Annotated in this window: 21 protein-coding genes; 15 read left to right on the top strand and 6 right to left on the bottom strand. The window is 61.9% G+C overall.

Annotated features, from left to right (window positions below):
- Nucleotide 1: 1 nt before the first annotated feature.
- From AC07SZ_RS31380 to AC07SZ_RS31365, 4 genes are read right to left on the bottom strand one after another with little or no spacing between them, the layout of a single operon-like run.
- Nucleotides 2–937, bottom strand: coding sequence for a sugar ABC transporter substrate-binding protein (locus tag AC07SZ_RS31380; RefSeq protein ID WP_056569302.1), 936 nt, complete (start codon nt 935–937; stop codon nt 2–4).
- Entirely contained in the window at nt 934–1,935 is a 1,002-nt protein-coding gene (locus AC07SZ_RS31375; RefSeq protein ID WP_494917383.1) for an ABC transporter permease, read from the bottom strand. Before AC07SZ_RS31375 ends, AC07SZ_RS31380 begins: the two co-directional genes overlap by 4 nt.
- Nucleotides 1,932–2,930 carry an ABC transporter permease gene (locus AC07SZ_RS31370; RefSeq protein WP_244494017.1) on the bottom strand — a complete coding sequence of 333 codons (999 nt, stop codon included), beginning with the start codon at nt 2,928–2,930 and terminating at the stop codon, nt 1,932–1,934. Before AC07SZ_RS31370 ends, AC07SZ_RS31375 begins: the two co-directional genes overlap by 4 nt.
- Nucleotides 2,927–4,432 (bottom strand): sugar ABC transporter ATP-binding protein, encoded by a 1,506-nt coding sequence (locus AC07SZ_RS31365; protein WP_494917381.1) that lies wholly within the window; start codon nt 4,430–4,432, stop codon nt 2,927–2,929. Before AC07SZ_RS31365 ends, AC07SZ_RS31370 begins: the two co-directional genes overlap by 4 nt.
- A 334-nt stretch (nt 4,433–4,766) precedes the next feature.
- Between AC07SZ_RS31365 and AC07SZ_RS31360 the strand changes: the two genes are divergently transcribed.
- The 4 genes from AC07SZ_RS31360 to AC07SZ_RS31345 all read left to right on the top strand — a co-directional run bounded on the left by AC07SZ_RS31360 (nt 4,767) and on the right by AC07SZ_RS31345 (nt 8,346).
- A complete protein-coding gene (locus AC07SZ_RS31360) occupies nt 4,767–5,441 on the top strand; it encodes a GntR family transcriptional regulator (protein ID WP_056569295.1) in 675 nt (224 codons plus the stop codon).
- A 24-nt stretch (nt 5,442–5,465) separates the two neighbouring features.
- Nucleotides 5,466–5,795, top strand: a complete 330-nt coding sequence (locus AC07SZ_RS31355) for an L-rhamnose mutarotase (RefSeq protein WP_494917379.1) — start codon at nt 5,466–5,468, stop codon at nt 5,793–5,795.
- Between the two features lie 232 nt (nt 5,796–6,027).
- Complete coding sequence (locus AC07SZ_RS31350; protein WP_494917377.1) at nt 6,028–7,539, top strand: UxaA family hydrolase; 1,512 nt, start codon at nt 6,028–6,030, stop codon at nt 7,537–7,539.
- A gap of 60 nt (nt 7,540–7,599) precedes the next feature.
- A complete protein-coding gene (locus AC07SZ_RS31345) occupies nt 7,600–8,346 on the top strand; it encodes an SDR family NAD(P)-dependent oxidoreductase (RefSeq protein WP_494917375.1) in 747 nt (248 codons plus the stop codon).
- Between the two features lie 34 nt (nt 8,347–8,380).
- Here the strand turns inward: AC07SZ_RS31345 and AC07SZ_RS31340 are convergent, their stop codons facing one another.
- A complete protein-coding gene (locus AC07SZ_RS31340) occupies nt 8,381–8,680 on the bottom strand; it encodes a hypothetical protein (protein ID WP_494917374.1) in 300 nt (99 codons plus the stop codon).
- Nucleotides 8,681–8,862: 182 nt separating this feature from the next.
- Here AC07SZ_RS31340 and AC07SZ_RS31335 point away from each other — a divergent pair, with 182 nt between their 5' ends.
- Nucleotides 8,863–10,260 carry a DUF6538 domain-containing protein gene (locus tag AC07SZ_RS31335; protein WP_494917372.1) on the top strand — a complete coding sequence of 466 codons (1,398 nt, stop codon included), beginning with the start codon at nt 8,863–8,865 and terminating at the stop codon, nt 10,258–10,260.
- Between the two features lie 11 nt (nt 10,261–10,271).
- Here AC07SZ_RS31335 and AC07SZ_RS31330 read toward each other — a convergent pair whose 3' ends face one another.
- Nucleotides 10,272–11,138: a hypothetical protein gene (locus AC07SZ_RS31330; protein WP_494917371.1), complete on the bottom strand. Its 867-nt coding sequence runs from the start codon at nt 11,136–11,138 to the stop codon at nt 10,272–10,274.
- Between the two features lie 219 nt (nt 11,139–11,357).
- Between AC07SZ_RS31330 and AC07SZ_RS31325 the strand changes: the two genes are divergently transcribed.
- The 10 genes from AC07SZ_RS31325 to AC07SZ_RS31280 all read left to right on the top strand — a co-directional run bounded on the left by AC07SZ_RS31325 (nt 11,358) and on the right by AC07SZ_RS31280 (nt 20,468).
- On the top strand, nt 11,358–11,633 hold the full coding sequence (locus AC07SZ_RS31325; RefSeq protein ID WP_494917369.1) for a hypothetical protein: 276 nt from the start codon (nt 11,358–11,360) through the stop codon (nt 11,631–11,633).
- On the top strand, nt 11,633–12,016 hold the full coding sequence (locus AC07SZ_RS31320) for a DUF805 domain-containing protein (protein WP_494917368.1): 384 nt from the start codon (nt 11,633–11,635) through the stop codon (nt 12,014–12,016). Before AC07SZ_RS31325 ends, AC07SZ_RS31320 begins: the two co-directional genes overlap by 1 nt.
- Before the next feature lie 45 nt (nt 12,017–12,061).
- Nucleotides 12,062–12,382 carry a DUF6804 family protein gene (locus tag AC07SZ_RS31315; protein WP_494917367.1) on the top strand — a complete coding sequence of 107 codons (321 nt, stop codon included), beginning with the start codon at nt 12,062–12,064 and terminating at the stop codon, nt 12,380–12,382.
- 354 nt (nt 12,383–12,736) lie between these two features.
- Nucleotides 12,737–13,282, top strand: a complete 546-nt coding sequence (locus tag AC07SZ_RS31310; RefSeq protein WP_494917366.1) for a recombinase family protein — start codon at nt 12,737–12,739, stop codon at nt 13,280–13,282.
- 1,679 nt (nt 13,283–14,961) lie between these two features.
- Complete coding sequence (locus AC07SZ_RS31305) at nt 14,962–15,411, top strand: hypothetical protein (protein ID WP_494917364.1); 450 nt, start codon at nt 14,962–14,964, stop codon at nt 15,409–15,411.
- A gap of 523 nt (nt 15,412–15,934) precedes the next feature.
- A complete protein-coding gene (locus AC07SZ_RS31300) occupies nt 15,935–16,192 on the top strand; it encodes a hypothetical protein (protein WP_494917362.1) in 258 nt (85 codons plus the stop codon).
- Nucleotides 16,193–16,248: 56 nt separating this feature from the next.
- Nucleotides 16,249–17,151, top strand: coding sequence for a hypothetical protein (locus tag AC07SZ_RS31295; protein WP_494917361.1), 903 nt, complete (start codon nt 16,249–16,251; stop codon nt 17,149–17,151).
- 233 nt (nt 17,152–17,384) lie between these two features.
- Nucleotides 17,385–17,552, top strand: coding sequence for a hypothetical protein (locus AC07SZ_RS31290; protein WP_494917360.1), 168 nt, complete (start codon nt 17,385–17,387; stop codon nt 17,550–17,552).
- Nucleotides 17,553–17,668: 116 nt separating this feature from the next.
- Nucleotides 17,669–17,854: a hypothetical protein gene (locus AC07SZ_RS31285; protein ID WP_494917359.1), complete on the top strand. Its 186-nt coding sequence runs from the start codon at nt 17,669–17,671 to the stop codon at nt 17,852–17,854.
- Nucleotides 17,855–17,942: 88 nt separating this feature from the next.
- Nucleotides 17,943–20,468 carry a hypothetical protein gene (locus AC07SZ_RS31280; protein ID WP_494917358.1) on the top strand — a complete coding sequence of 842 codons (2,526 nt, stop codon included), beginning with the start codon at nt 17,943–17,945 and terminating at the stop codon, nt 20,466–20,468.
- Nucleotides 20,469–20,476: the final 8 nt, after the last annotated feature.

Here is a 20,476-nt window from a genome sequence, read left to right as displayed (position 1 = left end):
ATCAGAACGCCGGCTCGACCGAGTTGACGTTGTCCTTGGTAACGACGGTCAGCGGGATCGGCAGCCGGTCCTTGACCTCCTTGCCGTCGATGATCTCAGCCATCGTGTTGATGGCCAGGCGGCCGTCCTCGACCGGGGACTGCACGATGGTCGAATACATCTCGTTGGTACGGATCGATTCGAACGCGTCCTTCTGGCCGTTGATGCCGACGATCGGCGGTGCCGCCTTGGACGGGTTGGCCTCCTTCCAGGCGTCGATGAAGCCGCGCGCCATGGTGTCGTCATTGGCGTAGACGCCGCTGATCTGGTCGCCGAAGCGGGTGATCAGGTCGCGGCTTACCACCAGCGCCTTCTGCTGGTCGAAGTCGGCATTGACGGTGTCGAGCACCTTGATGTCGGCATTGGTTTCCTTGAGGCGATCCGTGAAGCCGGTCACGCGGCCGATCGTGGTGCCGTTGCCGGCCTGGCCGGCGATGATGACGACCGAGCCCTTGCCACCGAGCGCCTTGCTGAGCGAATCGGCGGCGAGCTTGCCTTCCTCGTAGACGTCGGGCCCGGTGAAGGACTTGATGAACGGCTTGGCATCGTCGCTCATCGGTGAATTGATAAGGATCGCCGGGATGTTGGCCTGCTGCGCGCGGGCGAGGCCCGGTATGTAGGCCTGCGGATCGAGCGGCCACAGGATGATGCCGTCGACCTTGCGCGCCACGCAGGTGTTGAGCTGCTCGGTGCCCTTCTGGACGTCGAAATCCTGGCTGAGGCTGAGGATCTCGATGTCGAGTTCCTTGGCACGGGCTTCAAGCGCCTTGTTGGCCGGCGTGGCATAGGCATGCGAATCCGCCGCCGTCACATAGCAAACCGTCTTGGCGCTGGCCCAGCCTGTCGATGCCAGCACCGCAATGGCGGCGATCTGGAGCATGCTTGTCTTGCCGATCATGTTTTTCCTCCTTGAGTGATTGGATTGTCGCGAATGAGCGCGGGGCGCGTGCCCGTAGCCCTCCCCTTGGTGGTAATGGCCCGATCAAGCACGACGAGCAGGATCAGGATGAGCCCCGATACGACCTGCTGGACGTATGCGGGAACGGACTGGAACTCCATGGCGATGGTCAGCGAGCCGATGGTCAGCACGCCGCCGAGCGTGCCGAGCGCGGATCCCCTGCCGCCTTCGAGACGGGTTCCGCCGACGACGACGGCGGCGATGACGGCAACCGTCAGTTCCGAGCCGAAGACGGGCGAACCGGTGTTGGTGACGAGGCTCTGCAGAACCCCCGCCAGGCCGGCAAGCGTGCCGGCGAAGACAAAGCCGAGACAGACGATGCGGTCCGAAGCAATGCCGCTTTCCTTGGCGGCCGCCGGGTTGGAGCCGACGGCAAAGACATTGCGGCCCGGAATGGTGCGCGTCAGCCATAAATGCAGCAGCACGATCAGGATGATGAACAGCGCGCTGCGAATGGTGAAGACTTCGAGATAGATCTTGGCCAGCGCCAGCGAGAGCATGATGTCGGTGCCTGTCACCGGCTGGCTGTTGGTGATCCAGTGCGCCAGCGAACGGAAGATCAGCATCGTCGCCAGCGTCAGGACGAGCGAATTCACCTTCAGGCCGACGACCAGCGCGCCGTTGATGGCGCCGGCCAGCGTGCCGACCAGGATGCCGGCGATCGCGGCTGGGAGGATGCCGATCTCGCGCTGGAGGATGACCGACACGATGCCGGCCAGCGCGAACACCGCGCCGCCGGAGAGATCGATCTGGCCCGATATCAACAGCACCGTCAGGCCGATGGCGATCAGGCCGATCGTCGCCGCGCGGTCGAGGCCTAGGCCGAGGGTCGAGGCGGAGAAGTAGCCCGGAACCACCAGAGCGGAAATGAGGAGCGTCAGGCCGAGGATGATCACGACCCGGTGCCGCGAGGCAAGCGACAGGAACCGAATCATCATGCCACCCCCCGCTTGCGCAACGCCGCATCCATGCCGACTGCGCCGACGATCAGGATGCCGAGCACAAAGCCCTGGATCGGCGTGCGCACGCCATCGAGAACCATGACATTGGTCAGAAGCTGCACGAAGATGAGGCCGGCGATCGCCCGCGGCACCGAGCCGAAACCGCCGATGATCGACACACCGCCGACCACCACCGCGGTGATGGCGCTGAATTCGTAACCGGCCCCGATGAGCGGCCGCGCGCTTTGCAATGTCAGCCCGAGCAGGCCACCGCTGATGCCGGAGGCGAGCGCCGTGATCACGAAGGCGCCGGCCTTCACTGCCTGCACGGGAACGGCGCTTGCCTCGGCGGCTTTGTAATTGCCGCCGGTGGCGAGCGTCCACCGGCCCCAGAAGGAACGCGACAGCACGAAATGGCCGATGAGGGCGATGGCCAGGAAGATCAGCACCACGACCGGAATGCCGAACAGGCGGCCCTTGGCGAATTCGGCCGAGGCCGGGTTGCTGCCATAGACGATGACCCCGCCGACCGCCGCCTGGACGATGCCCAGGCCGATGGTGCCGATGCCGAGCGTGGCGATGATGGGATTGATGCCGACATAGCCGACCAGCACGCCGTTGAGCAGGCCGATCAGGCCGGCGAGGCCGACGGCCAAAACGAAGGCGGGCAGCGGCCCGATCAGCGGCTGCAGCCCGAGCGACAGGATGGCGCCGCAGGCGATCGTCGCAGGCACCGACAGATCGGCAAGGCCGCCGACCACCAGCACGAAGGTCATGCCGACGACGACGATGCCGACGATGGACATCGAGGTCAGGACATTGAGCAGATTGCCTGTGGTGAAAAAGGCAGGGCTGACAAAGGAGCCGTAGAGCAGGACGGCCAAAATGGCGAAGGCGAGCCCCGCTTTCGACAGAGCGCCGACAAGCCTGCCGCCGCGCGTAAAACGGTCGTTGCGGTTCACGCCGGTGATCTCCATGGCCACGTCGGTCACGCCATTTCCTCCCCCGTCGCCAGCGCCATGATGCGTTCCTCGCTGAGGTCGGCACGCATCAGCGGTTCGCAAGCGTGCCCGTCGCGCATCACCACGACGCGGTCGCAGACGCCGAGGATTTCGGGCAGTTCCGAGGAGATCATGACCACCGCCATGCCGCCCGCGACGAGCTGGCCGATAATGTGATGGATCTCGGCCTTGGCGCCGACATCGACGCCGCGCGTCGGCTCGTCGAGGATCAGCGCCGACGGCTTGGCGGCAAGCCATTTGGCGATCACCGCCTTCTGCTGGTTGCCGCCTGAAAGGAGATTGATGCGGCGTTCGCCGTCGGGCGGCGAAATGGAAAACTGCTTCACATAGTCCGCCGCCAGCGCGCGATCGGCACCGCGGCTGATACGCCCGAAACGGCTGAGGCGGCGCAGTATGGGCAGGCTGATATTTTCCCGGATCGACATGCCCGGCACGATGCCGTCGCCCTTGCGGTCTTCCGGAACATAGGCAATTCCCGCCTTGACCGCCTGGGACGGGGAATTGATCGAGACCTTGCGGCCGTTGACGCTGACCGTGCCTTCGACCAGCCGCGACAGGCCGAAAATGGCGCGCGCCACCTCGGTGCGGCCGGCGCCGACCAGACCGGTCAGGCCCAGTATCTCGCCGGCCCGCACATCGAAGCTGATATCGCGGAAGTGCTTGCCGTCGCTGATGCGCTCGACGCGCAGCACGGACCTGCCGATCTCGGCCTGGCTTTTGGGGAAGACGTTGCTGACCTCGCGGCCGACCATCAGCCGGATCATCTGGGCGGCATTTATGCCTTGGATCGGACGGGTCTCGATCATTGAGCCGTCGCGCAGCACGGTCACCTCATCGGCGATCTCGAGCACCTCTTTCAGCCGGTGGCTGATGTAGATGATGGCGATGCCGTCGTCGCGCATCTTGCGCAGGATCCGGAACAGTGCCGCCGTCTCATGCTCGCTGAGGCTCGATGTCGGCTCGTCCAGGACGATGATGCGGGGCTGGGCCGCGTAGGCCTTGGCGATCTCGACGAGCTGCTGCTGGCTGATCGACAAATTGCCGAGCCGTTCGCGCGGGTTGATGGCCGCTCCCAGCTCGTCGAGGACGGCGGCGGCCTTCCTGACCATCTCGCCCTTGCGCAGAAAACTCCATTTGCCGGGCATTCGGCCCAGATAGACGTTTTCCGCGACCGTCAGATCCGGCACCAGATTGATCTCCTGATGCACCATGCGGATGCCGAGCGCCTGGGCGTCGGCCGGCCGGCGCATGCGAACCTCGGCACCGCCGACCTCGATGGTGCCGCTGGTGGGTGCGTAGGAGCCGTTGAGCACCTTCATCAGCGTCGATTTGCCAGCGCCGTTTTCGCCCACAACAGCGTGGACGGTGCCGAACCTGACAGCGAAATTGACGTTGGACAGAGCCCTCACGCCCGGAAACGTCTTGCTGATGCCTTTCATGTCCAAGGCGAAATCGGCGGCGACGGCACTCATGTCTGGCTAGGTTCCTCCCTGGCGGCCTATCCCGTTGTCCTCGGCACCGGATGGTGTATTATTTTAGTATAATACCCTATTGGAGCGCGAGCCACCTCTGACCTGAATGCTCACCTCCGGGTGTGCGAATTGGTTCAGGCCTTCGTCTGCGGATCGAATTCCTCAGTGCGGATGCCGGACTATTGCACTAATATAACAGTTCTGACAAGCTGGATTCCGATCTGCCTGGAACCGCTCCGTTGCCGGCGGGGGATCGCCACGCGCATTGGGTGCATTCCAATTTACATTCTAATATAATCTGATCATTTCTGGTGAACGAAGCTACGGATTTGCCATGGACCTGGACCCTACGACCCTCAATCGGGCTCTGCCGCTCCGCGATCAGATCTATCAGAAGATCCGTAATCTGATTGTCGTCGGACAGATGAAGCCGGGGGAAGTGATCAACGAGGTTGCCATCGCGGAGGCACTCGGTGTTTCACGCACGCCGGTTCGGGAAGCTGTCAAGCGCATCAGCGACGAGGGCCTGGTCAAGATCCTGGCGCAGACCGGCACCTATGTCGCGCCGATCAGCCGCGCCGACCTGGAAGAGGCCTATGTGATCCGCCGGGCACTCGAGATGGAGAGCGCCAGGCGTGCGGCCGTGAAGCTGACGCCGGCAGCCGCCGAGCTGCTTGAGGACAACATGGCGGCGCACCGGCTTGCCATATCGCGCGGCCGGTACGCCACCGCGATCCAGCTCGACGACGTCTTCCATCGTACCATTGCCGAGATCTGTGGCCTGCCAATGATCTGGCGGGCCGTCGACATTTCCAAGGCGCAGATGGATCGTGGCCGTTATCTGGCCATTCCCAAGCCCGGCTACGGCGAACAGACGATCGAGCAGCACGAGGCCATCCTTGACGCGCTGAAGCGACACGATGCCGAAGGCGCCGCGAAGGCAATGGAGCACCATCTCGAGACGTCGTTCCGCAACACGCTCGAAGTCGCCGCCGATCTTCTCGGCTGAACCCGCACCGGAGACGACCCGCACATGCGGAGAATGGGACTTTGCATCGGCCTGAAGGCCGAGGCGATCGCCGAGTACAAGCGCGTCCACGCCGCCGTCTGGCCTGACGTGCTCGAAGTCATCAGCCACGCCAACATCCGCAACTACTCCATCTTCCTGCGTGAGCCCGAGAACCTGCTTTTCGCTTATTGGGAGTATCACGGCAGCGATTTCGCCCAAGATGCCGCGCGAATGGGCGAATCCTCCGCCATGCGCAAATGGTGGGAGCTTTGCGATCCCATGCAGAAGCCATTGCCGACCCGCGCCGACGGGGAATGGTGGGCAGCCATGGAAGACGTCTTCCATCTGGACTGACCGCGGGCCGATCATGCCAGGTCACTTGCCCGGCCAGATGCCCGGTTTCGGTCAGGCTTGATCCGGGCGCGGCGGACAGGGATCGAATTCACTCCCTCCACGCCAAGACGTGCCCAGTCCTGACCACGCGGCTGTCACCGTCGCTGCTTGACCATTGACATTCTATTATATTAGTATTTTTCATCATCCATCCCTGGCTTCGTCGGGGAGAGCTCCTTTCAGAGTTTGTGTAATGACGCGGTTCATCCAGCTTTCGCACGCCGACAACATTCTTCTGGCGGTCGACCCGCTAAAGGTCGGCGACAAGGCCGGTGACGTCGCGGCCAGGGCACGGATACCGCGCGGCCACAAGATGGCCGTGCGCGACATCGCGTCGGACGAACCGATCGTGAAATACGGCCAGACCATCGGCTTCGCACGCGAACCAATCGTCGCCGGCGACTGGGTGCACGAGCACAATGTGTATCTGCGCAATTTCGAGCGCGACTACCTGTTCGGCACAAATGCCAGGCACTCGCCTGTTCTTCCAGAGGCCGAGCGCGCCACCTTCCTGGGTTACCGCAGGCCGAGCGGCAAGGTCGGCACGCGCAACTTCATCGCCGTCCTGACTTCGGTGAATTGTTCGGCCAGCGTCGCCCGCTTCATCGTGGAAGAGGTCAACCGGTCGGGCATCCTGCGCGACTATCCCAATGTCGACGGGGTCATTTCGCTAGTCCACGGCACAGGCTGCGGCATCGACACCCAAGGCCCCGCCTACGATCTCCTGAAACGCACGCAATGGGGGTATGCCACCAACCCCAATGTCGGCGGCGTGCTGATGGTCGGGCTCGGCTGCGAAGCGTTCCAGATCCCGCGCTGGATGCAGTCCTACGACATCGAGGAGAGCACCACCTTCCGCACGATGACGATCCAGGAGACCGGCGGTACCCGCAAGACCGTCGAGGCCGGCGTCAAGGCGATCCTCGACATGTTGCCGACCGTGAATGCCGCGGAAAGAACGCTGCAGCCGGCTTCCGAACTGGTGCTGGCGCTGCAATGCGGCGGGTCGGACGGTTACTCCGGCATCAGCGCCAACCCGGCGCTCGGTGCGGCGGTGGACCTGCTGGTCGCGCAAGGCGGGACGGCCGTTCTCTCGGAGACGCCCGAGATCTATGGCGCGGAGCATCTTCTCACCTTGCGCGCCGAGACCCGCGAAGTGGGCGAGAAGCTGATCGAGCGCATCCGCTGGTGGGAGGCCTATACCACCAGGCACGATATGGAAATGAACAACAACCCGTCTCCCGGCAACAAGCTGGGCGGGCTTACGACCATACTGGAGAAATCGCTCGGCGCCTCCGCCAAGGGCGGTACGACCAATCTGCGCGCCGTGCTCGAGTATGCCGAGCCGATCAACGAGCGCGGCCTCGTCTTCATGGACACGCCGGGCTACGACCCGGTCTCGGCCACCGGACAGGTTGCCGGCGGCGCCAACATATTGTGCTTCACCACCGGACGCGGCTCGGCCTTCGGCTGCAAGCCGACGCCCTCGATCAAGCTCGCCTCCAACTCCTTCATCTTCGAGCAGATGCGCGAGGACATGGACATAAACTGCGGCGACATACTGGACGGCGTGACGCTGGCCGAGAAGGGCGAGGAGATCTTCACCGAGATCCTGCGCGTGGCATCGGGCGGGCGCACCAAGTCGGAATCGCTCGGCTATGGCGACAACGAGTTCGTGCCCTGGAGTCTCGGCGCGACGATGTAGCAATACCGCCCGCTTCCCCGGGCAGCCCTCCAGCATCTCAAACGGAAAGAACCGCTCGACATGAACAGGATCGATCTTGACGGCCAGCACGCCGTCGTCACCGGCGGTGCGCAAGGCCTCGGCTTCGCGATGGCCAAGCGTTTTGTCGCCTCCGGCGCGACGGTCACCTTGTGGGACATCGACGAAGCACGTCTCGATGCGGCCAAGCGGGAGCTCGGCAAGGCCGCCACGACGCTGGCCGTCGACATAGCCAGTTGGGAAGCGGTGGACGCCGCCCGCGCCCGAACGGAGGAGATCGCCAACAAGGTCTCCATCCTGGTCAACTCGGCGGGCATTGCCGGCCCGGCCGCGCCGCTCGACAGCTACGACATAGATGTCTGGAAGAAGGTCATCGACATCAACGTCAACGGCACCTTCTACGTCAACCGCGCCGTGGTTCCCGGGATGAAGGAGCGCAATTACGGGCGTATCGTCAACATCGCCTCGGTCGCCGGCAAGGAAGGCAATCCCAATGCCGCCGCCTATTCGGCCTCGAAAGCCGCGGTCATCGGCATGACCAAGTCGCTTGGCAAGGAGCTGGCGCAGTACGACATCGCGGTCAACTGCATCTCGCCGGCGACGGCGCAGACGCGCATCCTCGAGCAACTGACGGCCGAGCACATCGAATATATGCGTTCGCGCATTCCGCGCGGCCGCCTGCTGGAGGTCGACGAGGCCGCCGCCATGGTCGCCTGGCTCGTCTCGAAGGAAAACAGCTTCACCACGGCCTCGACCTTCGATCTGTCGGGTGGACGCACGACCTACTGATCGAGATAGAACTTCCGCGCGGCACCTGGCGGCGTCAGCCGCCGGCCGGCAGGTTGATGGCCGGTGCCTGCCTCGACACGATTTCGAGCGCGCCGTCGGGCACGGCGGCCGCGATGCCGAGAATCTGACCGGAGCCGAGAAGCAGGCCGAGGAGAGCCCGGAGCGAGGCGTGGTCATCGATCTTGTCGCCGAAATGGGCAACAGACGGCGAGCCCTGTTTGGGAGTCGGCGCGACAGTTAGGCGGTGCCGCCCTGGATTGTCGGCGCGCCCCTCTGGCGAGCGAGCTTGTTCCGGACTGCCCGGGGCGAGCGTGAACAGGGCCGTGGCGCCCATTCATCGTTTATGGTTGGCTGAGAGACTGTTTGGTGGAGCCAATCGGACTAGACACCACGTCTCCTGCACCCGTTGCAAACCTTGATATCCCATGATAATCGGCCTTTCAAAGGGGTCAGAATATGGGGTCAGAAGTGACGAGCAGGCGGAAGCGGACAGAGGGACGAAGGAACAACGGACCGATGCGGCACCTTCAGTTGAAGGGCAACACCTATCGTTACCGGAGGGCCATTCCGGCCGAGCTTCAACGGCACTTCGGGGACAACAAGTTCTATGTCAGGTCCCTCAAAACGGGTGACGTTCCGGAGGCCAAGCTGCGTCGGGACGAAGCGGAACGAGAGATGGACAAGCTCTTTGTCGAGCTTCGGCGCGGCGGGATGACCGCTCCGGTCCGTGACACCATTCGAGAGCTTGGTGAGGTATGGGCAAGGGAGCTTGCGTTGAGCCGAGCGGACCCGGTGAGGTGGACCGAGAAGCTGACCGGTAGGACCCCCGCCACCGACGAGGACGTACACGACGCATACGGCCATGTGATGGAACAGGCCGAGAAGGTCGAACGGGAGCATGGGGAGGACGCCAAGGCCAGGTTCCTAAATGAGGCGTTTGGCCGTGTTGATGTTGACCGCTTCCGCGACGACTACCTTGGCGAAGTGAAGGTTGCCCGAAAGACCCGCCTCGACCGAACAGGGCATCTCAACAGGTTCGCGAGGTGGGCGGACGCCGAGGGGCTACGACTGGCAGACATCGACCGCAGGACTGCAGGGAGGTACTTCACGTCGGAGCTTGCCGGCAGGGACCGAGGGACCGTGATCAAGCATCTGTCAAGTTTGCGGGGATATTGGGACTGGCTAACCGTGCGCGGCCATGTCGCCGGGTCCGTGGTCAGGGGGAAGGCTACCAACAATCCTTGGGAGGGCCAGCAGTTGCCTGACCGGAGCCGCAGGGTCGAGCGTGGGGCGCGGGACAATGACGAACGGCCATTTACCACGAAGGAAATGCAAGCCCTCCTCTATCCCTCGGCCGAGGACAAGGCCACAGCACTGGGGCGGACCCCTGCCCCGCTCATTGACGACGCCATGTGCATCGCGGCGCTTACCGGAATGCGGCTTGCCGAGGTTGTCACGCTCTGGTGCGAGGAGGTGGACGAGGGGTTCTTCTCTATCGGCCACGGCAAGACCAGTGCGGCGGTGCGGCGTGTTCCCATTCATCCTGATCTTGCGAAGATCGTGGAGCGGCGCACTAAGGGCAAGCAGCCGAAGGACTGGCTCTTTGAGGAGCTGAAAGATGAGCGGGACCCCGGCGACACCTTCGGCAAGCGTTTCGCCCGCTACAGGGAACGGCTTAAGGTTGACGACAAGCGGGAGGGGAAGCGCCGGAGCTTGGTCAACTTCCACAGCTTCCGCAGGTGGTTCATCACCGAAGCGGAGCGCGGCGACATTCCAGAGAGCACCATCGCGGCTGTCGTAGGCCACGAGGAAGGCCGCAAAGGGATGACCTTCGGGGTCTACTCGCGGGGGCCATCTGATGTGCAAATGCGGGCCTGTGTCGAGGCAGTGAAACTCCCCACCGCGAAGCAGTAGCCGGCCCGATTTTAGACTGTCGTCATAGGCTGCTTGAGGCAGTCTGCATCCGCCCCGTTGTGTTGGGCGTGTGTGTGAGGTTGGAAAATATCGTCCCCCGTACTGGGGACCAATGTGACGCAGACTTCGCTCCTGTGTCTCGCGCTTCCCGGAAAGCCGTCGCTGTACTCAACCCAACCCCATAGGTGAAGTTGGACCGCACCTTTAACGGCGGCTAGGTAATCGCCAACTTTGATGAGCATAGATACGTCTCTTGTCGTTTGGCCGGGGCCAAGTGTCGTGTATTGAATGTCGGCAGGTGGAAAATCGAAGCCGTCTGGCAATCCCCTTTTGGCTATGGTCCTCTTGTAGTTCAAATCCCACCGCATTGCCCGAGTAGGAGTTTGCCCGCAATTCTTCCACCATACGAAGACGCGAACATCCATCCCGATGTGCCTGGGGGCGGGCTCGAACTTGCAGTCAATGCCATCGACCACGACGTAGGGACGTAGCTGGGCGACGGAGGTTTGCTCGGAAATCTCATTGGCGACGAAGGTAGCCTTCGCCGCTTCCACGGCGGCATTAGTGGCCTCCCTATTGAGTGCGAGTGTACGCCAAACAAGCGCTACGGCAGCTATGCTGACACCCAAGCCGAGCGCTGCGGAAACAGCCGCTATCCACTGTGCGTACGTATCAGAAGGCGTTGTGTAGGTCTTCCAGAAGCCAAGCGCTTCGGCTGGTTGGTCAATGCTGCCCTGCACGCTGTTGTGCTGCTGCCTAGCTTCGGTGTTGGAGGGGGTCCGAAACTCGGGCACGGTCCAAACTAGGAAAAGAAGTGCGAGCCCTAGACCGAGGACCACTCCGAGCGCTGCACTTGCAAATCCACGATACTTGGACATCCCACCACCCCTTTTTTCCCTGGCGGCTTTTTATCTCCCACAATGGTAGCAGGAGCAATAATTGCCCAAGACCGAGGCGCTGGACCACTTCGGATACCAGTTAGACCACTTCAGCTCCCCCTAGAAAAAGCTGTGATATCCAAAGGCATCTTGGTGGCGGCACTTGATGCCTAAACGTATCGCGGTGATACATTCGTCGCGGGATGACGGGGGCAGGACATGCAAGTATTTTTTGTAATAGCTTATTTCATCATAGGGTTCATACAGCTTTTCGCCATTGCGGACGGCGCAGGACACGCCTTTGGAGTAGGAGGATTCGCGAGTTTCATTGTCGCGGGGCTGCTTACGTACATTCCAATTGTTGGAGCCGGTTTCGGAGTTTACGGAGCCGTGACGGCGTGGGGGTGGCCGATCTGGCAGGCCCTTATTTTGTTCTTCTGGTACGTGATAGTCGCCGTCATCGCTTCCATTGTCCAAGCTGTGGTTGGCCGCTGATGGCAGTGGCGGCGCATGAGGAATGGTTCTCCACATCAATCCGGAGAAATAGGCAGAGCTTCGTAGTGGCAAACCTGCTTCTTGTCGGCGTCCTCGCATGCGTCGTCTTGGTGCTGTGGGTCTTCGCACCCTCGAAGCGAAACGGCTATCTCATCTTGCTCGCTTTTTTCGTGCCGTTTGTTCTCTGCCAATACTTCCTTACAGGCCAGCGTCTTCGAGACATGGGGCTTACCGGCTGGCTAGCTCTTTTGTGGCTACCTGTTGGGATCGCCGACAACTACATCGGGGGCGCCGCGACGTTGGCGTTCATTCTCGTGCTATGTGTCGTGCCTGGAACTGTGGGACCGAACCGGCACGGACCCGACCCGCTAGCGGGGCATTAACGGCCCCCATCTGTTCACCCATAAAACCGAGGGCGTGACCCGAAGATGACCAAGTATCAAGCCGCGTTTATCCCGGCTGTCGCCCTCGTTCTGGCGCTGGCCACGTGGCCCTATGCTTACTATCAATTGCTTCGGGTTGTCGTCACGGTTTGGGCCGTGGCCATCGCGTGGGATCAATATCAAAGCGCCAAGCGGTGGACGCCGTGGGTCATTTCTTTCGCGGCTGTGGCGGCACTGTTCAACCCTATCGCTCCCGTTTATCTCGCTCGCGAGGTCTGGGCCGTCTTTGATTTAGTTGGCGCGGCTGTGTTCGCGGTCTTTGGTTTGAGGGGCTGGTCGCGCAAAGATAAGCCAGATGGCCATTAGCGGACAGCCCTTGTGGCTGACTAAAACTGACGGAAAAATCCGAGGGGTCGGACTCGAAAGTCTCGGCTAAGAAAACCCCCCGCGTGGGTCCGCGCGTCCCGCCTCTGCGCTCGTGCCGCCTTCCGACCACACTAGGGCACCGGATGGCTCACCTTCCTGTCCGGCAGTGCGGCTGGAGGAGCTTGGTGGGTGCGGGAGGTGGAATGGATCGTCCCGACATGAATGCCACTCCAGCCACAGGTCCAGGCCTTGGGGTGTCCACAAAGGTTTACGTTGGTGAACATCGCTATTGACATGTGCACTAGGCGTCCACTATCTAATGCGCACCAAATGTCTCAGAGGAAAGGATACAGCATGGCGGTAGTCGGATATGCGCGGGTTAGCTCGACAGGGCAGGATCACGCCACACAGATAGAGAAGCTCAAAGCGGCGGGGGCAACGAAGCTGTTCGAGGAGAAGCAGTCCGGATTGGACCGTGATCGCTCCGAGCTCACCAAGTGCCTGGACTACGTGCGGGAAGGCGACACCTTGCTGATCACCAAGCTTGATCGGCTGGCCCGCTCTGCATCGCACCTACACGAGATTGTTGAGAGGCTGAACGCCAAGGGTGTGGGCTTCAAGGTGCTAGACGACCAGTCGTTGGACACCACCACGCGAACTGGACGCCTTGTCTTTGGCATCCTCGCCAGCATCGCGGAGTTTGAGACAGCACTGCGCAAGGAGCGGCAGCTGGAAGGTATCGCCAGGGCGAAGGCTGAGGGTAGGACGATCGGTGGGAGGCCCGTGACGCTAGACCACGACTTGATCAAGCGTTTGAAGGCCGAGGGACTGTCAGTCCGGAAGATCGCTAAAGAGGCCGGCTGTTCGTCATCTGCGGTCCAGAAGATATTATCGAACTAGTAGGCCGTTGGTCCAGAAGAAAAATACCTTGTATCAGATGCTCCCGTCCACGGGACAGACTTTGGCCCCGGGAGCACTTCACCAGATTGCACCGTGGATATATTTGGCCCGTCAACGGGACTATCAGATTATTGGCCCGTCCACGGGAGCTTTATATTGCTTGATTGACGGGGAACCGTGCTGCATCCCGTGAGTGTCATTCAACACCACGAGGACTCCAACATGCCCAATCATGAAGTAGACACCACCGACGAAGCCCCGACCACCACGCCAGCCACCGCTCGGCCCCTTTCGGACCATGAAGGGAACGCCGTTAGGCACCTAGCACGAGCCATGGGCGGCCTTACGACCACCCTTCGGGCCGTGGCGGGGGGCCGAGAGCTTCACACGCCTTTCACCCTTGAGCCCCTTGGGTGGACCGGAGAGAGCCTTTCCGAGTACGACAAGCTTGCCAGGGCATCCCGAGAGCGGGAGCGTAGTCGCGGGGAGAAGGCTGGGCGCGACATCGACCAGACAGCAGCCGGAGAGGGGCACACCTTGACGCGGGAAGCCGTAGGTCGGCTGTCCACGGTGGTGGAAACTCTCGCCCAGGCGCTGGAGGTTCTCGCCGCTGGGGCACCCATAGGCTCGGCGGACACCCTCCGGCATATCATCATGGCGGACGGGCAGCTCACCGGCCTTGTCCGCATGATCCCTGCGGACGAGTATACGGGAACCGTTCGCGAAGTGTGGGGCCGAGAGGCGATGCCCGTTCGGCTGCGATAGGCTTTCATTCGTCAGCCGTGGGCCTGTTTCAGTAGCTTCGGGTTCGGGAGGTAGAATGTACCGTCCGGACCCGAACGGCTTTAAAAGGCCTGACGGCATACAAGATCGATTACCCCTCCCCTTAGGAATGGCGGCCCCGGTTGTGGGTCTAAACGTGATTACGACTTCACCCAGGAATGCCGGCCCCCGGTTTCATATACGTGATTGTGATGATCGATTGGGGGCCACCCTAGGAACAGTCGGTCACGGTCGTGCTTAAACATGTTCATGGGCGTGGCCTGTTCGGCCTACCGATTTGATTGCGACACGCCCTAGGAAACAGTTCCTCCGGTTTCATATACACGTTGATAGGCGTGGCCTGTCGGGTGATTACCACTCCCTTCAGGAACCGACCCCTCCCGCTGCCCTAACGTGTATTGGACGTTGAATGTGATCGCTTTCCTGATCGTGTTCCGTCCGCTTCCTTTTTTGCTTTCCGTAGCGGACATCTCCCACCACTCCCTCATCGCAGATGAGCCAAGGCTTCCCCATTGCGGGTTGAAGCTATGCGCTCTCCGGTCGTGCTGCGATCTATCGTTTTCTTTCCCGTAATGAGGTTGCCGAAAGCGTCTTCCACATACGGCTCCTTTCTCCCCGGACCACCATCCCGCAGCCAGATCGAACCCCTACCGCATCCAAATACAGGCGTTCTCCGGCTCATTTGTTCCACTCCCCACCGCACGAGCTTCGGCGCTCTTTGTCTCCAGGCGCCGTTGTTCGCATCGCTGGTGGGGCTCAAGGCGGGGCAGTGGTCCGGGGGGGCTTTCTGTCTATGTGCAAGACTATCTATTTTCCCGGCGCCCGTAAGGCCCCTCAATCCCACTTCAGGCCCACGCGAGCGAACCCCTCCCTCTATATTTTTGGACCCCGTAACAATGACCATTACCACTCAGGGTGGCGGCCCTATCCCAGGGCGCCCCGAAACCTATCTCAAGGCCCCAAACGACCACCGCAAGTGGGGCGTATCCAGCCAGCTCGTTCTAGTGCCGATCAATGATCCGAAGCGTGGCCGAGTGCTTACCGCTAAGGTGGACCAGCGGTCCTTTGATAGCCTTCCCGAGCGTGTCCAAAGGGCTCGTTGGGTGGTCGTGAAGGACGGCGCCGCCTCCGACGACTTGCAGGTCTCTGTCCGCGCCATGATCGGTGGCCGGCTCGTGACCATTCCACGGCTCATCATGAACGCGAAGGCGGGAGAGTATGTCCAGAACATCAACGGCAATCGCCTTGACATCCGCAAGACCAATCTCCGGCTCAAGACCGGCGGCATGGGCAAGAACTGTCGGCGGCACGATCTCGCTCTAATCAAAGAGGGTTTCTCGCGATGAGCCTCCTACAGACATGTGAGTGGTCGGATGACTATGGCGCTGTAATCGCCACAATAGGCCCCCGTTACCGCGTCATAGTGGATCGTAGGGGATTCGGTTGGTCCCTCCAGCAGCGCCGAGCGCGTGGGGGAGGTCATGGGCGTTGGTTCGCTGTCGCTGCTATAATCCAATCCCGCAAGAACCTGTCTAACGTCACTCTGCCCCTGATGCACAGCGGCTATGTCCGCGACCACGGCATCACCCAGCAGGCAATAGACGACGCCCTGGCCCATCTGCCCGAACAGTTCTCACCCCAGCCCACCTTCGACAGCCTAGTGGTCAACACTCGGCCACCGTCGCCGCATCCTGTCCCAACCTCCTACAAGACGGCTCACAGCCTCACATAAAGGCCGTGGCTGGAGAGGCGTTCGTTGCGCCCGGTGTCGTACGCCATCCACATGCCCCAAGCCGCTCCAGCCACGCTCGGCGACCCAAGGGGCGACCATATTGGCCCGCATCCTTCACCCCACAAACACGAGCAGCAATGCCACCATCCTCCTGTCGGGAAACCGACGAAGCCTACCGGGCCGTCCTGGCCGTAACCGCCGACCGCCGCTACCGCGTGATCAACTGCAAAGACGGCATCCAATGGATTGTCCAGCGCCGAGACATCGCAGGCGGTCGTTGGCGGTCGCAAGCCTACTACAGGCGCAAGACTTCACTCCTCCGCGACTTGGGCGACCTGCCTGACAAGGGTTTCATTGGGGCCATCGAGCGGCTCCCTGAAATCCATATGGGCTAGCGCCCACGCATCCACCATCAATCATCAACACCAACGAACAAGCGAGACACACCACTATGGGCAATTCATTCAACTTCCAGGTTACCGGAGACACCGCCGTCGATACGATGGCCGCATCCGACCAAGCCCTACAGGCACACCTCAATTCCGGCTCCACGCCGGCGACTGTCGAGCGCCACCAAAAAGTGCAGATTGACACCTTCGGCGACGGTAGACAGGTCGTGAAAAACCAGAGCGCCCGCAGCGTAATGGTTGAGCGACAAGTCCGCCCTGGCAACGTCCTTATTGGAGGCGTTGAGACCTCTATCGAGGCCGCCCGCGCCGCAGGACTGCTCCCCCTGGGTTTTGACGGGCCTGTCGGGAATACGAACGCCAACCCGGCAGGCAACGAACAGGGCGACAAGCAGCAGCAGTCGAAAGACGATACCCCCAAGGCCACTACAGGTGACGCAACAGACCTTGCCGCCGCCGTGATGGACAGCCTTGCGGGTGCCTTGGGTGCCGATGCGGTGGAGAGCGGTATCTGGCAGGCCGCCGAGACCGGTGACTTTGATGCAAGCACTCCGACCGGTGTGACCGAAGACGCGATGACCTCCATTGTGGAAGGCTTCACCACACAGGCTAACGCCATTCTTGGAACACTCCCGGCGGGTTCCGCCTCCGTCGCCATGCTCCAGGAGACCCTGGACAACGCGGAGCTTCGAGAAGCCCGCATGGCAACCATCTACAACGACAGGGAGAAGCTCGCTCACCTTGGCAAGGTCGCGCTCGGCCGCATGGAAACGATGCCCTACCAGAACGCGCAGAGCTTCGAGGCCCTTATCGCCGACATGCCCGCAGCCGAACGCAAGGCTCTGTCCTTTGACGAGGGGCGGCGCGAGTGGATGGTCAAGCTTCCGGGCAAGGCGGCCATGTCCTTCGGCTCTGCCGTCCGCGCCGGTATTGTCCGCGTCGGTTGAGCATATGCCTTACGCCAGCCCTTTAGCCCGCAAGGCCGCCCGCCGTCGCCACTACGTCGCCACTACGTCGCCAACCGTGATCGGCTGCTAGCGGAACAGCAAGCCCGCAGGGACGCCGACAGAGAAGCCTCTCGGGAGACCGCTCGGCGACATGCGGCGGCCTATAGGGCGAGACGCTGTGCCATGCCGCAAGTCGGCTAAGCGCAAACCACCAACGCAAAGGACCATCCCTTATGGAAAACAAACACGAGAAGCAGGCCAGAGAGGCGGCTGCGTATGCCGCTATGATAGCATCGCTCGAACTGAACGAATTAATCAGGGCAGCCGACGCGCCCGGCCTTAGCGCCGCCGAACGTGGTGCAGCCATTCACGCCGCCACGCTTGCAGCCCGCAAAGCCTGACAGTGCCATCGGCTATCCACTACCCCCGCGCTTTCCTCAATTGGCAGGCGCGGGTTGCAGGGACGAAGGATGCACACCTTTATCGAGCCGCTCACGACGGGCGCGGCAACTGGACCGTGACATGTCCAAGCGCCTACAAAGACAAGCCCATCCACTTCCCCGCCGACCAGGACACCCCGGCACCGGCGGCCGAACCTGTTGTCGCCAATGCGCCGGAGCCCGCGCCGCGCTCGGAGCCGTCCCGCCCGGACCAGAAACGCCACGACGAATGGCTGCTCGAAGGCTTCCCCGACTTCGCCTGAACAACCTTACTGAAACTTGAGCCTCGGGTGCAGCGATGTGCCGAGGTTTCCCATCAAATCGTCAATTCAAAACGGAGACCACCTCTTAATGGCTGATGGCCTATTTGGAACCGGCGTAGCTGCACCCAGCATCCGCCCCATCGCAACCACCCCCGCTGGCATTCCCGGTAACACATTCGTCCGCCCCCAACAGAAGGAAGCGGGAGGCAATCTCTCACGCCTCGCGGACGCCTTGGGCGGGCTCAACAGCGCCCTTCAGAACTATGGTGCCGCCTCGGCTCGCGCTGACAAGGACCCCGACAGCGAAGCCAATCGGGCCTTCGCTGACAGCATCGCCGGCATGTCGCTGGAGGATGCCATGAAAAAGTACCCTAACGCTAAGAACCGCATCCAGAAGGACGGCGTTCTCTCGCTCGTGGGGTCGAAGGCGGCCTATGAGTTCCGCAAGTTCGTCACAGAGCAGTACAACAACGGCGGCTTTGATCAGAACCAGGGGGATTTCAACTCGTGGGTTGAGGGGCACCGAAAGCAGTACGCCGCTCGCCTCCAAGATCCCGCCATGCAAGCCGCGTTCTATCGGGGCACCGACGATTGGGCGCAGCAATTCGGCGAAGCTGATATGAAGCGGAAGCTTGAAAATGCCGCGATGCAGCGGGACACCGCTGTCGTGGACGAGTTCCGTATGATTGCTGACGACGGTCTAAGCGGTGGCAAGTCCGCGGAGGAGATCGCCGACGCAATCATCAAACAGTCGAGCGAGAACCGCACCTTCCGGGGCCTGGACGGCAAGTCGCAGAACGACACGCTGTTCCGCCTCGCGCAGGAGTATGCCCTGAAGGGTCAGCCCGAGTTGGTGAAAGCCCTTCTCGGCAACAAGCGGGGCGGCATAGGCCCCCTTCTCGAAGTCACGGGGTACACCGATCGCGGCCTTCAACTCATTCAGCAGGCCGAGACGGAGCAGCAACAGGCGTCGAACGCCAAAAGCTTCACGGCGCGGACCAAACTGGACGAGGACGCCATGTACGGCCGCTTGACCGAGGAGCAGATCAAGGCGGTCCAGCAGGCCAAGGGTAACGAGTGGCTGACTGACAGCAGGGCCGCCGACTACCTGGAAACCTCTAAGCGCAACAAGGCCGAACTGCTCGCGGGACAGCAGCGAGAGGAAGAGAAGCGTCGGCTGGCTTTCCAGTCCACGGGACAGCGTACGCAAGCCTACGCTAACGCCTTTGCCGAACTGGAGACCCTTGGGGGCGCCCAGCGGCTCAAGGACGTGGAGTACATGGGGCCAGAGGGCAACATGAGGACCCTTACGGCCAAGGACCAGCAGGACGAGGTGGTAAAGCGCAAGCTGTCGCAGTTCGAGGACGTACACGACAGGTTGATCACCCAGGGTGCGAGCAAAGAGGACGCGGACGAGCAAGTCATGAAGGCGAAGCTCGCTTGGTTCGACGGCAACGGCATCATGAACCCGGAATGGGATGACCGGCTGAACTCCACGAACGTGTCGGCCTCCGTCGCCCGCATACTGGAGAAGGGAGACTCCAGCGACTATCTAGCGGCTTCGGCAGAAACCTATCGACAGTTGAGGACCGCCAATCCTGCCTATGCCGACAAGTTGGTTAGGGACGAGCGGTCGCACGAATTCTTCGAGGCATATGCGGACGCGGTGGCGGATGGTGCGGATAAGAACGAGGCGCTAATCCTTGGGGCCAAGATATCCAACCGGTCGCCATTCGAGAGAGCCTGGAGCACCCTTAGCACGACCGAGGCTATGGAGGCGTCCAAGAAGGTACTCAAGGAGGCAGCGGGCGGCCCTGGCTTCCTCGGCTTCGGCGGTGTCTCGCTTGATGAGGGCGCGGCGGTGTCGCCGGAGAACGTCGAATTCGTCCAAGAGCGTATTGCACGATACACCAGACGCGGGCTGACAATCGACAAAGCGACCGACCGTGTGGCCGAAGAAGTGCGCACCAAGGCGTTTGTGATCAACGGCGCGTTGGTCCCGGACCGCCGAGGACTGCCGAAGGACTTCCCTGATTTGATGCTCTCGGCATTGCAGGATGCATTCGATGTGTTCGGGAAGCAGTACAACTTGCCGTCAGCGGATGACCTCTACGTGTCGGAGATATCCGATAGTGGCCGTTGGGTGATCCTCAGTAAGTCGCTCGGGGGCATGCCTATCGGCGGGGGCGCTTCCGTGTCTCTGAACGATTTGGCAATCGTGCGGAGCAAGATGGAGAGGAAGCGGCACGAAATCTATGAGGGGATGCGCGCCGCAGATCAGGCGAAGCGAGAGAAGGCCCTTGCCGACTACCGCATCATGGATGCCTCCCGCGCCCGCCGCATCGAAAGCCTCAAGCGCAGCGGCGGCCTGTCGGCTGTGTTCGCCGGCATGCTCGAAGACCGCCGCGACCAGGAATATTTCGAGCGCAGCGCTGCCGATCGCGAAGCGGCGCACCGTGCGGCCAGCGAGAAGCGGGTGCGCGACATTCAAGCGGGTCGCCGAAAGGGGCCGATGGAGGAGGAGGGGATCGTCATCCCAGACTTCGGTCCGAAACCGGGAGACGGGACCCCCAAGGTGCCACTGCCGTATCCCGCAACGGGCGTTGGCGAATAGTAGCTGAG

The sequence above is a fragment of the Mesorhizobium sp. GW821-FHT07A06 genome (assembly GCF_059419085.1).
The sequence above is the reverse complement of the archived record's forward strand: the minus strand, read 5'-3'. Positions and strand labels throughout refer to the sequence as shown.